At 72.3% G+C, this 15337-nt stretch carries 14 protein-coding genes; 5 read left to right on the top strand and 9 right to left on the bottom strand.

Annotated features, from left to right (window positions below; genetic code table 11):
• Nucleotides 1–32 precede the first annotated feature (32 nt).
• A complete protein-coding gene (locus tag ACIQE0_RS21175) occupies nt 33–779 on the top strand; it encodes a TetR/AcrR family transcriptional regulator (protein ID WP_402334367.1) in 747 nt (248 codons plus the stop codon).
• A gap of 102 nt (nt 780–881) precedes the next feature.
• On the opposite strand, the gene ACIQE0_RS21170 is transcribed toward ACIQE0_RS21175, so the two are convergent.
• The 4 genes from ACIQE0_RS21170 to ACIQE0_RS21155 form a co-directional block, all read right to left on the bottom strand.
• Nucleotides 882–1808: an alpha/beta hydrolase gene (locus ACIQE0_RS21170; protein ID WP_366333665.1), complete on the bottom strand. Its 927-nt coding sequence runs from the start codon at nt 1806–1808 to the stop codon at nt 882–884.
• 14 nt (nt 1809–1822) lie between these two features.
• The gene (locus tag ACIQE0_RS21165) at nt 1823–2071 is read right to left on the bottom strand and encodes an acyl carrier protein (RefSeq protein WP_366333663.1); all 249 of its coding nucleotides are present in this window, start codon (nt 2069–2071) and stop codon (nt 1823–1825) included.
• 59 nt (nt 2072–2130) lie between these two features.
• A complete protein-coding gene (locus ACIQE0_RS21160) occupies nt 2131–3171 on the bottom strand; it encodes a beta-ketoacyl-ACP synthase III (RefSeq protein ID WP_402334363.1) in 1041 nt (346 codons plus the stop codon).
• A gap of 399 nt (nt 3172–3570) precedes the next feature.
• Nucleotides 3571–4203 carry a GNAT family N-acetyltransferase gene (locus ACIQE0_RS21155; RefSeq protein ID WP_402334360.1) on the bottom strand — a complete coding sequence of 211 codons (633 nt, stop codon included), beginning with the start codon at nt 4201–4203 and terminating at the stop codon, nt 3571–3573.
• 199 nt (nt 4204–4402) lie between these two features.
• On the opposite strand from ACIQE0_RS21155, the gene ACIQE0_RS21150 reads away from it, so the two are divergent.
• Nucleotides 4403–6886 (top strand): ATP-dependent Clp protease ATP-binding subunit, encoded by a 2484-nt coding sequence (locus tag ACIQE0_RS21150; RefSeq protein ID WP_402334358.1) that lies wholly within the window; start codon nt 4403–4405, stop codon nt 6884–6886.
• Nucleotides 6887–6893: 7 nt separating this feature from the next.
• Here the strand turns inward: ACIQE0_RS21150 and ACIQE0_RS21145 are convergent, their stop codons facing one another.
• The 3 genes from ACIQE0_RS21145 to ACIQE0_RS21135 all read right to left on the bottom strand — a co-directional run bounded on the left by ACIQE0_RS21145 (nt 6894) and on the right by ACIQE0_RS21135 (nt 9778).
• The gene (locus ACIQE0_RS21145; RefSeq protein WP_402334356.1) at nt 6894–8126 is read right to left on the bottom strand and encodes a cytochrome P450; all 1233 of its coding nucleotides are present in this window, start codon (nt 8124–8126) and stop codon (nt 6894–6896) included.
• A gap of 61 nt (nt 8127–8187) precedes the next feature.
• Nucleotides 8188–9555, bottom strand: coding sequence for an NAD(P)/FAD-dependent oxidoreductase (locus ACIQE0_RS21140; RefSeq protein WP_402334353.1), 1368 nt, complete (start codon nt 9553–9555; stop codon nt 8188–8190).
• Nucleotides 9545–9778, bottom strand: coding sequence for a ferredoxin (locus tag ACIQE0_RS21135; protein WP_366333651.1), 234 nt, complete (start codon nt 9776–9778; stop codon nt 9545–9547). The genes ACIQE0_RS21140 and ACIQE0_RS21135 overlap by 11 nt, the downstream gene beginning before the upstream one ends.
• Nucleotides 9779–10328: 550 nt before the next feature.
• Here ACIQE0_RS21135 and ACIQE0_RS21130 point away from each other — a divergent pair.
• Nucleotides 10329–11534: an acyltransferase family protein gene (locus ACIQE0_RS21130; RefSeq protein WP_402334350.1), complete on the top strand. Its 1206-nt coding sequence runs from the start codon at nt 10329–10331 to the stop codon at nt 11532–11534.
• A gap of 157 nt (nt 11535–11691) precedes the next feature.
• Nucleotides 11692–11964, top strand: coding sequence for a hypothetical protein (locus ACIQE0_RS21125; protein ID WP_366333647.1), 273 nt, complete (start codon nt 11692–11694; stop codon nt 11962–11964).
• 46 nt (nt 11965–12010) lie between these two features.
• Here ACIQE0_RS21125 and ACIQE0_RS21120 read toward each other — a convergent pair whose 3' ends face one another.
• Nucleotides 12011–13243 carry an FAD-dependent oxidoreductase gene (locus ACIQE0_RS21120; protein WP_366333645.1) on the bottom strand — a complete coding sequence of 411 codons (1233 nt, stop codon included), beginning with the start codon at nt 13241–13243 and terminating at the stop codon, nt 12011–12013.
• An 86-nt stretch (nt 13244–13329) separates the two neighbouring features.
• The gene (locus ACIQE0_RS21115; RefSeq protein ID WP_402334345.1) at nt 13330–14589 is read right to left on the bottom strand and encodes a serine hydrolase domain-containing protein; all 1260 of its coding nucleotides are present in this window, start codon (nt 14587–14589) and stop codon (nt 13330–13332) included.
• Between the two features lie 210 nt (nt 14590–14799).
• Between ACIQE0_RS21115 and ACIQE0_RS21110 the strand changes: the two genes are divergently transcribed.
• Nucleotides 14800–15252 carry a hypothetical protein gene (locus ACIQE0_RS21110; RefSeq protein ID WP_402334342.1) on the top strand — a complete coding sequence of 151 codons (453 nt, stop codon included), beginning with the start codon at nt 14800–14802 and terminating at the stop codon, nt 15250–15252.
• Nucleotides 15253–15337: the final 85 nt, after the last annotated feature.

Raw genomic sequence — 15337 nt, 5'->3', positions numbered from 1 at the left:
GAACGGATGACGGAAGGGGCAGGTGAGGCGCGTTGGCCGGCAAGCGGGATCCGGAGGCGGATGCGGGGGATGCGGTGCTGGTGTGGGAGCGGCCCGAGCGCGGTGCGCGGGGGCCCGCGCCCGAACGGAGCCGCGAGCAGCTCACCGAGGCCGCGATCGGGCTCGCCGACGCGGGCGGGCTGGCCGCGGTCTCCCTCCGGCAGGTCGCCCGCGAACTGGGCACCGGGCCCGCCTCGCTCTACCGCTACGTCGCCGGCCGGGACGACCTGGTGGACCTGATGGTGGACGCCGCCACCGGGGAGATCGACCTCGAAGTCGCGCTGACCGGGGACCCGGTGGCGGACCTGGTCGCGCTCGCCGTCCGGACGCAGGAGGTCCATCTGCGGCATCCCTGGCTGCTGGAGGTGGCGCCGGAGGCCCTACGGGTGGGGCCGCGGGGGCTGGACTACCTGGAGTTCGCCCTGCGCGCACTGGAGCCGGTGGAGGGGCTGACCGGGCCGGGCAAACTGGAGACGGTGGCCGTGCTCAACGCCCTGGTCGCCATGCTCTCCGGCGTCGAACTCCGCGCCCGCCGGTCGCCAACGGGCCGTCAGGCGGCCCAGGTTGCCTACCTGGGAACGGTCGCCCAACGGGGCACGCACCCGCTGCTGGCGCGGGCACTGGCGGCCGGGGCGGCGGACGGCCCGGCCGGCGGGGGCGCGCACACGGCCGGGACCGGGGCCCGCTTCGCACGCGTCGTTCGCCGCGTGCTGACGGGCCTGCTCGCCCCCGAGCGGTAGGGCCGGTGCCCGCGGCGCCCCGCCGAGGCGGACGAGGCGGCCGCGACCGGCGCCGGCGACGCGGGCGCCTCGTGACGCAGGGACGGGTGAGGTGCGCGGTGCCTAACCGCGGGGGTGCCGTGGCGCCGGGGCAGGGGTGCAGTACGGGAGGTCCCGTACGGATTGGTCGCGCAGGAAGCGCGTGACCAGGTCCGCGTACTCGGCCTCGCGCTCCAGATGGGCCATGTGGTCGGCGTCGCGGAGGAGGACGAAGACGCAGTCCTCGATGGTGGCGGCGACGGCCTGGTTCTCGGCCGGTGAACTGGCGCAGTCGTGTTCGCCGGTGAAGACCAGCGCGGGGACGCCGGTGATGCCGCCGGGCGGGTAGAGGTCGGTGTCCAACAGGCGCTCGTGGCAGGCGGCGTAGCGCAGCGCGGCGCTCTGCGACGTCCGCATCAGCTGGCGTTCCAGGAGTCGGGCGGCCGCCGGGCCCTGGGTGACCTCGTGCCGGGTGGCGCCGTTGACGAGCATGTCGACGATGGTGCGGGCGTATGCGCGGCAGGCGGATTCGTCGGTCGGTCGGGCGTCCGCGGCTCCCATCAGCGCGAGGCCGTGGCGGACCACCGCGGTCAGTCGGGGGCCGACCCGGGGGGTGGCGCCGGCGAGCAGGAGACGGGCGATCCGGTCCGGGTGCGACTGGGCCAGGCGGTAGGCGACGGGGGCGCCGTAGGAGGCGCCGAGGAGGTTGACGCGGTCCGCTTCGAGGTGGTCGATGGCGTGCAGCGCGGCCTCGGCCAGGACGTCGAAGCCGGCGGAGGAGGCCAGGTCGTCGGCGCTCCCGGTGCCCGGCAGGTCCATCAGCACCAGGGTGGTGTGCGCGGTGAGGCGGCGTTCCAGGCGGGGCCAGGAGTACATGTCCTGGAGGGCGCCGCCGACCAGGACGAGCGGTTCGGTGCCGTAGGGATGCCGGGGGGTGAGGACCCGGCAGGCGTAGGACATGTCCCGCAGGGACAGGGGGATGAGGCGTTCGTCGGCCTCCATGGTTGCCATGGCGTGCCTCCCGGCTACGCGGTGGACGGGAGGGGCGCGGCCGCGGCGCGGTCGGCGATGAGCGCGGCGAGCGCGGCGACGGACGGTGCCGCGGACAGCTCGTCCTCGTCGATCACCAGGCCCAGGTCGTCCTCCAGCACCATGGACAGCACGGTGACGGCCATGGAGTCGATGCCGGCGGCGGCCAGCGACGCCTCCGGGACGATCGGCCGGCCGGGCAGCCCGGCGCGGGTGGTGAGGATGTCCTTCAGCTGGTCGTACATGGCAACTCCCTTACGGGGACGGAGCGTTGGGGCGGTGCCCCTGGTGAGGGGCGGTGCGGTCAGCGTTCGGGGCGGAGGCCGGCGGGCCACACCAGTGTGGTGGCGGCCCAGGCCAGGCCGCTGCCGAAGGCGACCAGCAGGACGCGGTGGCCGGGGCGGAGAGTGCCGTGGGCGGCGGCGTCCGCCAGGAGCAGGGGGATCGAGGCGGCGGCGGTGTTCCCCACCGCCGCGATGTTCGACGGCACCCGCTCCGGCGGAATGCCCAGTGCCTCGGAGACGGCGGCGCTGATCCGGGCGTTGGCCTGATGGACGATCAGCCGGTCGATGTCCTTCGGGGCCCAACCGGCCGCCGCTGCGGCCTGGTTCGCGGCGGTGGTCATGCGGCGGACTGCGTGTCGGAGCACCTCGTTGCCGCGCATCCGGACGTGGCGTTCGCTCTTCGGTGCGGCGTCCCGGCCGTCGCGGTTCCGTGCGCCGCCGACCGGGATCACGATGGCGTCGGTGCGTGCGCCGTCACTGCCCCACACCACCTCGCCCAAGGAGCCGGCCTGCCCGGGGCGGCCGGCCTCCAGGACGGCGGCGCCCGCGCCGTCCCCGAAGATCGGCGCGGTGCTCCGGTCCTCGGGGTCGATGATGGCGGACATCGTCTCCGCGCCGATGACCAGCACCCGCCCGGCCGTACCCGATCGGATCAGTCCGGCCGCCACGGTCGTGGCGTACAGGAAGCCCGAGCAGCCGGCGGCGATGTCGAACGCCGCGACGTTGCCCAGTCCGAGCCGGGCGGCGACGTCCGGGGCGGTGGCCGGGCACGGGTGGTCCGGCGTGGTGGTGGCCAGCACCACCGCGTCCGCCCCCGTCACGCCGGCGGACCGCAGGGCCCGGGCGCCGGCCTCGGCCGCGAGGTCGCCGGTGGCTGTCTTCGGGTCCGCGCGGTGCCGCACGGAGATGCCGATCCGCTCGCGGATCCAGGTGTCCGAGGTGTCCAGGTGGGCGCAGAGTTCGTCGTTGGTGACCTCGTGGGGCGGCAGCCAGGCCCCCAGCCCGGTCAGTACCGCGGTCGCGGGCCCGGGGGCCGGCGCAGTGTCCTCCGACTGATACATGGGATAAATGTAATCAATCGGACACGGGGTGAGAGGGCCAAGGTGGCGTTGGGGTGGTGCCCGGTGCGGCGGTCCCGGGCTCGCCCACCGGGCGCCCCGTCAGGTCGACTGCCTGGCAGGGGTCCCGGACGTCGCGCTCGGCGGCTGCGCCGCTAATGGACAGTCACCACCTCCCCGGTGGAGGCGGCGCAGCGGAATCGACGGCATGGTGCGGCCGCCGCCCTCGGTGTCGGCCTGGGGGAGGGAGGCGTTCCCGCCGTGCGCGAACCGGGTCCGTTTCCCGGCCCGGCCGGTTTCGGTGATCCGCGGACGGCGTGCGCTGGTACCGGAGTTGGGCGGGTGGGGGCGGTGCCCGGAGGGAGGCGGGATGCCTGCCGGCGCGGTCGACCGGGGTCTCGGCTACGGGCGGTGGACGCAGTCCGCCAGCCCTGCGCGCCGCTGCCAGCCGAGCGTCTCGTAGAGGGCGCGGCCGGCGTCGGTCGCGCCCAGGACGCCCAGGTGTGCGCCCTCGGACACGGCGTGGTCGGCGAGCGTCCGCATCACGAGGCTGCCCAGGCCGCGTCGGCGGTGGGCCTCTTCGGTGACGACCTTGTCGATGACGGTGGCCGGGCCCAGGACGGCCATCTGGCCCCGCGCGGCGAGTCCGCCGTCGGTGTCGTGGACCCGGACGTAGGTGACGCCGTCGGCCTGTTCCACGGTCGTGCGGTAGCCGTCGGGCGTCGTCGGGTGGGTGGCTCGCAGGTCGGTGGCCATCAGGTGTCCCGTTTCGGCCCGGTCCGCCACCCAGCCCGCCGGGAGCCAGGGCTCCGCCGTCTCCACCTCCACGGGCAGCGTGAGCCAGGTGTGCGGGGTGGTGACGGACGAGGTGGCGGCCCGCACCGAGGATGCGTCGGGATCGGGCAGCACATGGCGGCCCACCCGGTCGGGGCGGCCCACGTCGATGTAGTACCCCCAGGGGTGCTTGACCGCCGGTGGGCGCTGACGGGAGACGACCCAGCCCGCGACCCAGATGCTGACGAGTTCCGGAACCATGGAATTCCCTCCCCGAGTAAGTGCCACTCAACGGTTGGGGATATTACGGTTCGTGGCGGCGGGAGGCACCTCATTTACCGCGGCGGACGGCGGCTCCAGTCGCCGCGCGCGGCCGCCCGGCGAAGAATTGTCCGGGTACGGGCAATCGACTACGGCAGGCAGCACACCACCGTGGCGCTGTCCGGCCGGACGGGTGGTCATGGTGACGACTTCGCCTTTCGGGTCCAGCGACCCGTTCTCCGACCTCTTCAACCGCTTCTTCGGCACGAGTCCGGCGGCCTCCCCGCCGGCCGTCCAGCGCGTCCCCATCGGGCGGCTGCTCAGCGACTCCGCGCACGAACTCCTGTCGGCGGCCGGCAGCCGCGCCGCCGAGGACGGCGCCGACCTCGACACCGTCCACCTGCTGTGGGCCGCCACCCAGGTGCCGGCCTCCCGGCACCTCCTGGAACAGGCCGACGCCGACCCCGACGCACTGGCCGAGGACATCGGCCGGCACCTGCCCTCCGGCACCGGCAACGGGGAGCCCGCACTCACCCCGGCCGCCAAGCGCGCCCTGCTCGCCGCGCACGCCCGCTCGCAGGCGGCCGGCGCCTCCTACATCGGCCCCGAGCACATCCTGGCCGCACTCCTGGAAGACCCCCGCTCGGGCCTCACCCAGGTCCTCCGCCCCGAGGGCGCACGGGAACCCGGCGGCGACCGGCGGCCCGCGAAGGGCGGCCACGGCGAGACCCCGACCCTGGACGAGTACGGGCGGGACCTCACCGACGAGGCGCGCGGCGGCAGACTCGACCCGGTGGTCGGCCGGGCCGAGGAGATCGAGCAGACCGTCGAGGTGCTCTCCCGCCGTACCAAGAACAACCCGGTCCTCATCGGCGACCCCGGCGTCGGCAAGACCGCGATCGTCGAGGGGCTCGCCCAGCGGATCGTGGCCGAAGAGGTGCCCAAGGCGCTCCGGAACCGCCGGGTGGTCTCCCTGGACCTGGCCGGAATGGTGGCCGGGTCCAAGTACCGGGGCGAGTTCGAGGAACGGCTCAAGAAGGTGATCGACGAGGTCACCCGCTCCGAGAAGGGCGTCATCCTCTTCCTCGACGAACTCCACACCGTCGTCGGGGCCGGAGGCGGCGGCGAGGGTTCCATGGACGCCGGCAACATCCTCAAGCCCGCGCTCGCCCGCGGCGACCTCAGCGTCGTCGGCGCGACCACCATCGACGAGTACCGCAAGCACATCGAGAAGGACGCCGCCCTCGAACGCCGCTTCCAGCCGGTGATGGTGCCCGAGCCCAGCGTGGCGGAGACCGTCGAGATCCTGCGCGGCCTGCGCGACTCCTACGAGGCCCATCACCAGGTGCGTTTCACCGACGAGGCGCTGGACGCCGCGGCCGCCCTCTCCGACCGCTACCTCACCGACCGCTTCCTGCCGGACAAGGCCATCGATCTCATGGACCAGGCAGGTGCCCGGGTCGGACTGCGCAGTCTCGACGGTCCCGGCCCGGGCACCGAGATCGAGGAGCGTCTGACCAAGCTCCGCCGGGAGAAGGACGAGGCGGTCAGTACCGAGGATTATGAGCGCGCCGCCGAGCTCAAGGGACGCATCCAGGAGGCGGAGGAGGAACTCGCCGGCGTCGGCGAGGAGCACGAGCAGGCCGCCAGCGTCACCACCGAGGACATCGCCCAGGTGCTCTCGGCCCGCACCGGCATCCCCGTCGCCCAGCTCACCGAGACCGAACGCGAACGGCTGCTGAAGCTCGAAGACGCCCTGCACGAGCGGGTGATCGGCCAGGACGAGGCGGTCACCGCGGTCTCCCAGGCGGTCCGCCGCAGCCGCGCCGGGATGAGCGACCCCGACCGCCCCAGTGGCAGCTTCCTCTTCCTCGGGCCCACCGGCGTCGGCAAGACCGAACTGGCGAAGGCTCTTGCGGCCCTCCTCTTCGGCGACCCCGACCGGATGATCCGCTTCGACATGAGCGAGTTCCAGGAGAAGCACACCGTCTCCCGCCTCGTCGGCTCGCCGCCCGGATACGTCGGCTACGAGGAAGCCGGTCAACTCACCGAGGCCGTGCGCCGCAAGCCCTACAGCGTCATCCTCTTCGACGAGGTCGAGAAGGCCCACCCGGACGTCTTCAACCTGCTGCTCCAGGTGCTCGACGACGGGCGGCTCACCGACGCCCAGGGGCGGACCGTCGACTTCCGCAACACCGTCGTCATCATGACCAGCAACATCGCCTCCCAGCGGATCCTGGCGCACAAGGGGGCCGTCGACGAGATCCGCGACGCGCTGATGGGCGACCTCCAGGCGCACTTCCGGCCGGAGTTCCTCAACCGCATCGACGAGGTCATCGTCTTCCACGCGCTGACCCGCAAGGACCTGGTCGAGATCGTCGATCTGCTGCTGGAGCGCAGTCGGCGCCGGCTGCACGCCCAGCAGATCGGCCTCGAGGTGACCGAATCCGCCAAGGAGTGGCTGGCCAACCGTGGTTACCAGCCCGAGTACGGGGCCCGCCCGCTGCGCCGCACGATCCAGAACGAGATCGACAACCGGCTCTCCAACATGCTCCTCGAAGGCAGCATCAACCCTGGTGACACCGTTCTCGCCGACGTCGGGGACGGGCGGTTGACCCTCACCCTCGAAGAGCAGCCGGCCGGTGGGAAGTCCGCCGGCGCGACGGCCGAGTCCGGGTCCTGACGGGCACTCAGCGGCCCGCTGACGCCCCGGTGCCCTGTGAGACCAGCAGGTGCCGGGGCCCGCGCAGGATCGGGCTGTGCCGGTAGGGCGGCGGGTCCTCGACCAGGCGCGGGTCGAGGAGGTGGTGGAGCAGCTCGGTGAGCGCGACCTGGGTCTCCACCCGGGCCAGGGGGGCGCCGAAGCAGTTGTGGATGCCGCCGCCGAAGCCGAAGTGCTGGTTGTCCCGGCGGGTGGGGTCGAAGCGGTCGGGGTCCTGGAACTGCAGCGGGTCCCGGTTGCCGGACGCCAGCATCAGGTACAGCGGCGCGCCCTTGGGGACGGTCACCCCCGCCACCTCGATGTCGGTCAACGGCGTGCGTTGCGGCAGCATGTGGACCGGCGGCTCGTAGCGGAGCAGTTCCTCCACCGCCGAGGGCATCAGGTCCGGTTGTGCGCGCAGCCGCGTCAGCTCCTCCGGGTAACGCAGCAGGGTGAGCACGCCGTTGGTGATGAGGTTGACCGTCGTCTCGTGCCCGGCGATCGTCAGCAGGGTCAGCGAGGTCATCAACTCGGTCTGGGTGAGCCGCCCGTCGGGTCCGTCGTCGTGGACCAGGGCGGAGATCATGTCGTCGGCCGGGTGCTCCCGTCGCCGGTCGGCCAGCGCGCCCAGGTACTGGCCCATCGCCATCCGCGCCTCCACACCGGCGCGCCGTCTCCCCGCCGGGTCGTCGTCGGGGGAGCGGTCCAGGGAGGCGATGATGGTGTTGGTCCAGCCGCGGAGTTCGGGCATGTCCTCCTGGGGGACGCCCAGCAGCCGGCAGATGACGGTGACCGGCAGCGGGTAGGCGAAGTCGTCCACGATGTCGATCCGGTCGCGGTCGCGCAGCCCCGCGATCAGCTCCCGGGCGATCTCCACGATGTCCGTGTGCAGTTCCTCGACGCGGTACGGCGAGTGCGGCGGGCCGAAGGGGCGCATGGCCAGGCGGCGCAGTCGGTCGTGTTCGGGGTCGTCGACGCCGATGAAGGACGGCGGCAGCCCGCCCGTTCTGGCCAGGACGTCGTCGGGGTCGGTGCGGTGGCGCGTGTCGGAGCTGACGCGGGGATCGTGCAGCAGTGCGGTGATCTCGTGGTAGGTGCCGACGAGGTAGCTTCCGTCGTTCTGCCGTGCCACGCCGTGCTCGCGGAGTTCGGCGTAGAGCGGGTAGGGGTCGGGGCGGCTCGCGTAGGCGTTGATCCGCTCCAGCAGGGTCTCGGTGGACATGCGCGGGGCTCTCCTCGTCAAGGGCAGGGGGCGGGGTGGTGGGGCGGGTTCCGGCTGTCGGTCAGCCGGGCGGTCGCACCCACACCAGGCGCCGGTCCGGCAGATGGCCCGTCAGCGCGACGGTCGGGCCGTGCGAGAGCACCTTCGGGTCCGGGACGTCGGAGGGCACCACGCGCGGGGCCCCGGGTCGGTCGGCGGCGCCCGGTTCCGGGGGGAAGGGGGCCGCGGTCTCGATCAGGTGCTGGTAGTGGTCCAGCCACTTGGTGCGGTTGATGCTCACCGCGGCGGTGATCCGGCCGCGGTAGCCGTACGCCACCACCAGCCGGGCCTCCTCGACCGAGCCCTGGGCGATGGTCACGTGGTCGGAGAAGGTCGGTACGCCGACGGACTTGATGTTCAGGCCGAACTGGCTGGACCAGAAGGCGGGCACCGCCAGGTGCGGGCGCCGCAGCGGTCCCGGGTTGACCATGTTGTGGGCCGCGATCTCCGCCTGGGCCACGGCGTTGCCCCAGTGCTCCAGCGCGAGCATCTGGTACTCGAAGAGCGGGTGCGGGAAGCGGGCCACGTCTCCGGCCACGAAGACGTTGTCGGTGACGATCCCGTACATGTTGAAGACCCGGCAGCCGGCGTCGCAGGCCACACCGCGCGGGCCGGCGGCCAGTCCTGAGTCGGCCAGCCATTCGGTGTTGCGGACGGCGCCCAGTGCGACCACCGCGATGTCGGCGTCGATCCGGCTGCCGTCGGAGAGCTCGGCGCCGGTCAGTCGTCCGCCGCTGCCGGTCAGCGACATGACGGTCACCCCGCAGCGCAGATCGACGCCGTGCGCGCGCTGCAGCCGTGCGGCGAACGTGCCCAGCGCTCCGCCGAGTGCGCCGACCAGTGGTGCCGGGCCGCGTTCGACGACCGTGACCTCCAGGCCGCGTTCCCGGCAGGCGGAGGCGATCTCCGAGCCGGTGAACCCCGCCCCGATGACCAGGACGCGGCGCGGCCCGGCGTCCAGGCGCTCGGCGAGTGTGCCGGCCTCGTCCCTCGTCCGGAGCGTCAACACCCCGTCCAGCCGGGCCTCTTCGGGGTGGGGCCAGGGGCGGGCCCGGGTGCCGGTGGTGATCAGCAGGCGGTCGAACGGCAGTCGTTCGCCGTCGGCCAGCAGGACCTCCCTGGCGATGGCGTCCAGTCCGGCGGCGCGCACCCCCAGCTTCCACTGCGCGTCGACCGGTCGGCGGGCCGGCAGCCCGACCGTGTCCGCGGGCACCCGGCCCAGCAGTACCTGTTTGGACAGCGGTGGGCGGTCGTAGGGCGGGTGCGGTTCGTCCCCGACCAGGGTCAGTTCTCCGATGAAGCCCTCGGCCCGCAGTTTCTCGGCCGCGCGCAGTCCGGCCAGGGACGCGCCGACGATGACGATCCGGCCTTCCTTCAGCTCATCGGACATCGGTGATCGCCCCCTCGCCGGGGTCGGCGCCGGCCTGTTCGCCGACGAGGATGGCCTGGACCGGGCAGGCCGCGGCGGCCCGGTGCACGCGCTCGTGCTGCTCGGTGTCGGGCGTCGGGTGGTAGAGGAGCGCCTCCTCGCCGTGCAGCTCGAACACCTGCGGCGCGAGGAAGACGCACTGTGCGTATCCCTGGCATCTGTTGAGGTCGACCACGATCTGCATTCCGCACCATTCCTCCGCGCGATCCGTCGACTCCGTCCTACTCGTCCTCGGCGGGCGACGCGGGCGGTGCTGGGCCGGAGGGGTGTGCACGCGGAGTGAGGGGTGGTGGGGCGGTGGCGGGGTATGCGTCCGGCTCTGGTCGTTAAATTCGCAACGACCGTCGCGGTGGAATTCGGTGCCCGTGGTGAATATGTGCCGAACCCTTATGGTGCGGCATAGGAATACGGGGCGACGGGAAGGTGGTCGCGGGCCCGTGAACAGCGGAACGGCGGTGTCGGGAGGGGGTGGGCGGCGCGGGAAGCGGAAGTTCCAGGTGGTGTTCCGGCGGAGTTTCCGCCGCATGTAAAGATCCTATGACCGGCGATCTGTATCCGTAATGACCCGGATTGGCCGACGACACGCAGCATCGGCCGAAACGCGATTAACGCGGCGTCGTTGGTGCAATGGGGAGCAAATTTTTGCGATCCTTTCAAGCGAACTCGTCTCCCCTGGCTCACTCGTGAGATGGGATGGGGGGAACGTTGCCCTACGAACTGTGAGGAACCGCGGGATGCCCTTCGCTGCACCTGGAACTCTGGCCGTACCAGGGAAGGGCCAGGGGCAATCCAGACTCTATGTCCTCGACGGGCTGCGCCTCGTGGCGGCGCTGATGGTGCTGGCCTACCACTACATCACCCTCCGTGATGGCTGGGGCCACGATCCGCACGCTTTCTCGCCGAGCCTCTACCACCTCTCCCAATTCGGCTGGCTCGGCGTCGAGGTCTTCTTCCTCATCAGCGGATTCGTCATCTGCATGAGCACCTGGGGGCGCTCGCTCGGCGACTTCGTGAAGTCCCGGGTCTCCCGCCTCTACCCCGCGTACTGGGTCGGTGTCCTGCTGACCGCGGCGGTCCTGATGCTCTGGCCGCGGGTGCGGAGCGCGGACAACCTCGAAACGGTGCTCACGAACCTCACCATGCTCCAGCAGGGCGTGGGGGTCTCCGACGTCGACGACGTCTACTGGTCGCTCTTCGTGGAGCTGAAGTTCTACCTGCTCTTCGCCCTCGTCGTGTACCGCGGCGTCACCTACCGCAGGTGTGTGCTCTTCTGCGGTCTGTGGACGGTGGCCGGGGTCGTCGCGCTCAAGGCCGACAGCAACTTCCTCTCGGTCTGGGCCATCGCCCCGTACTCGCCGTACTTCATCGCCGGCATCGCCTTTTACCTGATGCACCGCTTCAAGCCGACCCTGCTGCTCTGGGCGATTGTCGCGGTCGAATTCCTGCTGGCCCAGCACTACGTCCGCGGTCGCCTCATCATGAACGTCGGCGCCAAGGCGAGCATGGCGCACGGCTGGCCGGCGCGGGTGGGCGTCATCCTGGCCTTCGTCATCATGGCGGCCATCGCCCTCGGGGCATTCGACAGGGTGCGCTGGAGCTGGCTGACGACCGCCGGTTCGCTGACCTATCCGCTGTATCTCCTGCACATGTACATCGGATTCACCCTCATCGACCTGCTGCGCAACCGCGTGCCGGCCCTCGTCCTGCTGCCCTCCATCGTCGTCTTCATGCTGCTGCTTTCCTATGCCGTGCACCGGCTGGTGGAGCGCCCTCTCGGCAAATGGCTGCGCAATGGAATACAAAAGGGTCTCCAGGAAATGCGCCGGAATTCCAAGAGCCAGGCGGCCTCGGAATCCGATACCGCGGGACCGGGTACGAGCGCCACGCCGCAGCCGGCCGTCGAGGACCGCCGGGTGGGGACGCAGCGGCCGCGTTGGTGAGGCGGGCCCCGGGGGTGTGAGGGGTCTCACCCCTGGCCTCGGTGGTCCCCGGAAGGCGGTGGCGTCATTGGGGGGACCGCTCCCGAGCTGGGGCTTTTCGTTCGGCTTCGGAGCCCGCTGATTGCCAGTGCGGTGCGGCACGGGGCACCCTTGCGGCATGTCATATGTACGACTCGAAGCATGGATCGGCGGGGAATGGCTGGAGGTGAACGCGGTCAGCGTCACTATCGAGGACTCCGCGTTGACCCTGTCCTTCGAGCAGCAGCGGACCGAGGCCGGGTACCGGAGCATGATCTGGCAGCCGCTGGAGCACTTTCTGCGTGAATACCGTGCCGAACCGATCGTCGTCGTCCCGTTGGGCCGCAGCCTGCCGGTGATGTACGCCCCAGGGGGAGCCGGACCCTTCCGGCTGGCGGAGGTGACGGAGTGAGGTCCGCGGGGCCGGGGCCGGCGGTGTGCCGGGCCCGGCCCCGCTTCTATCGCATCGACTCGGCCGGTGGGCGTTCGCGCACCGCGCCGTAGGCGAGGAAGTAGGCCGGTACCCGGTTCAGCCACCGGGAGGTGGTGAGGCGCTCCGCCGCCCGCTCCGCCCGCCGGGGGTTGCCGAACGGGGACTGGCCCGCCAGGAGGGGGGCGATGACCCGGGCGTGGGCGAGCCGCTGCAAGGCCTGTGTCAGCGCCGCGGTCGGCCACCGGCGGCGCTGGACGGCGCGGACGTCCCGCAGGCCCACCGTGCCGGCCCGCAGCGGGCCGACCAGATGCCGGGCGGCGGCCACCGCGTCCTCCACCGCGAGGTTGATGCCGATCCCGAAGACCGGCGACATCGCGTGCGCCGCGTCGCCGATGCACAGCAGTCCCGGGCGGTGCCAGCGCCGCAGCCGGTCCAGTCGTACGTCCAGCAGTTTCACCTCGTCCCAGGAGTGCAGCGCCCGCACGCGGTCCCCGATCCAGGGAGCGGCGGAGGCGAAGTTCACCGTGAACGCCTCCAGGCCGGCGGCGCGTTGGGCGGCGTCCGATCCCTTGGGGATCAGTGCCGCGCACTGCCAGTAGTCCCCGCGGTCGATCAGCGCGGACACCAGCCGGTTGCCGGCGCCGCCCACCAGGCCGTGCGGATCGCCGTCGTGCCGCGGCAGCCGGAACCACCAGGCGTCCATGGGGCAGTTGAACGCCCGCAGTCCGAGTTCGGGCAGCGTCCGGGCGAGCGAGCCGCGGCCGTCGCAGGCCACCGTGAGGGTCGCCCGCAGCTCGCCGGTCCGGCCCTCGGCCGTGCGGTAGCGCACCCCCACCACCCGGCCGCGTTCCGTGAGGAACGACGTGGCCTCGGTGTTCATCCGGACGGTGAACGACGGTTCGCGGCGGGCCTCGTCCGCGAGGAGGTCGAGCAGGTCCCACTGCGGGACCATGGCGACGTAGTTGAAGCGGCCGCCCAGTGAGGCGATGTCGCCCACCGTGGTCAGGGAGCCGTCCGGCCCGAGCGGCAGCTGAACGGTCGTCACCCGGCGTTGCGGCAGCCGGGCGAACTGTTCGCTCAGCCCGAGTTCGTCCAGGAGGGCCAGGGTGGAGGGGTGCACGGTGTCGCCGCGGAAGTCGCGGAGGAAGTCGCCGTGCTTCTCCAGGACCGTCACCGCCACCCCCGCCCGGGCCAGCAGCAGCCCGAGCACCATTCCGGCCGGGCCGCCGCCCACCACACAGCATGTCGTCCGCTCCACCACAACCGCTCCCTTCCGCCAGGCTCCGGGCCCCGCGCGGGCGGGGCACTGCACAGATACCCGGATCGCGGCGGAACGCAGCAGTGCTACCCGCCGTCGGACGATCCCCGCGCCTCGCACAGCGCGTGGTCGATCAGGTCGGTGGTGGCCCGGATCTGGCGGGTGGCGGTGTCCGGATCGCCGGGGCGGCTGTGCAGGGAGACGGTGACGGTGCTCCGGCCGTCGGCGGTGGTGGCGGGGTAGACCATGTACCCGTAGCCGTCGCCGCTGTGGCCCCAGTAGCCGCCGCCGCAGGAGAGCGGGGTCCAGGAGAGGCCGAGTCCGTAGCGGCCGCCCGGCGGGGTGCCCGGGTCGGCCGGTACCGCGACGGTCCGGCGCATCTGGGCGAGTTGGGCGGGGGCCAGCAGGCGGCCCCGCAGCAGTGCGGAGTAGAAGGCGCCGGTGTCCGCCGGGGTGCTGATCATCGAGCCGTCGGCGTCCCCGTCGAAGGGGAGGTAGGCGACGGTGGTGTCGGTCAGTGGGCCGCCGGGGGCGAACTGCTGGTAGTCGGTGGCGTGCGGGCGGGGGAGGTAGGGGTCGTCGCCCGGTGCGGAGGTGTGTGCCAGGTGGAGCGGGCGCAGGATTCTCGTGCGCACCTCGTGCTCCCAGGAACGGCCGGTGATCGTGTGGATCAGCATCCCGGCGAGGACGTAGTTGGTGTTGGAGTACTGCCAGCCGGTGCCGGGGGTGAAGGACGGCGGGTGCCGCAGGGCGAGGGCGATGCGCTGTGCGGAGGTGTAGGGGGTGAAGCGGTTGCGGTGGTATTCGGCGGCGCTGGGGTGCGGGGCGACCTCGCCGACGTAGTCCGGCAGTCCGCTGGTGTGCTGGAGGAGTTGGCGCACGGTGATCCGGCGCCCGTCGTTCCCGTGGCCGCGGACCAGGCCCGGCAGCCAGCGGTCGACGGTGTCGTCGAGCGACAGCCGTCCCTCGCCGACGAGTTGGAGCACGACCGTCGCCACGAACGTCTTGGTGTTGCTGCCGATCCGGACGTAGCCGCCTTGCGGGACGGGCCGTTCGGTGCGGAGGTCCGTGGTGCCGCTGCGGGCGGTCCCTATGCCCCGTGGTGTCTCCAGGCGTGCGGAGGCGCCGGTGACGCCGGTGGTGTGCAGGGCGTCGGTGTCCTGTTGGAGCCGGGTGGGGGCCGGGTGGGCGGTGGGTGTCGCGGCTCCGGCGCCGGTGGGGACCAGTCCCGACAGGACGGCGGCGGCGAGCAGCGCGGTGGCCGCCCGGCGGGGGAGGCGGCGCACGGCGGTGCGGCGGGTCTGCCGGGGTGCGCGGCGTCTCGTCGTGGGTGTCGGTGTCGGCATGGGCTCCACCGTAGGAAGGGCGGCAGGGGCGGGCCATGCTGCTGGCCGCCGTAGTCGTGGTGGGGCTCTCCCCAGGGCGAGCGATGTGGAGTGTTGCCTTCCGTTTCGTCCGGAATATCCGGCCTGTCCGAGGGGAACGCCCCGCACCGAATGTCCCTCTTATGGGGCAGGCGGGGCAGGGGGCCCGGCCCGTTTCAGGGGAGGAAAACGATGAAGAAGCAAGCAGAGAACGGACGGACCGTGCGGGGGGTCTTCGGACGTCGCGGCGCCCGCGTCGCGGCGGTGGGGGCGATGGGTGCGGCCGTGGCCGTCCTGGCCGTCACCCCGGCGTTCGCCAAGGGCAGCGCCACCCTCAGCGCCTCGCCCGGCACCGTGAAGGTCGGCGCGGTCGTGCACGTCACGGGGCACGGTGACAGCGACGCGATCCAGTACGGCAAGTTCTGTGCCGAGCAGCGCGTCGGCACCAAGGGTGCCTGGCACACCGTCAAGTGCGGTCCGGTCGTGGAGGTCGCCGCGGCGGATGCAAAGGTCGCGGCGTCGGTCAAGGCCGCGCACCGTGGCGTCGTCCAGTTCCGTGGCGTCCTCTACGGCGTCGACGGGCCGAAGGGCGGTCACCCGCGGGCCGACATCCACACCGCGGTGAAGACCGTCCAGGTGCGCTGACGGTACGTCTCATCCAGCCTCGGTTTTCCGTTGCTCGACCGCCGGGAGTGGGTTGGTCGAGGAGGCTGAGGAACGGTCGCCGCTC

The sequence above is a fragment of the Streptomyces sp. NPDC093097 genome (assembly GCF_044754325.1).
GTDB lineage: Bacteria > Actinomycetota > Actinomycetes > Streptomycetales > Streptomycetaceae > Streptomyces.
Note: the sequence above shows the minus strand (reverse complement) of the source record. Positions and strands in the feature narration are given on the sequence as shown.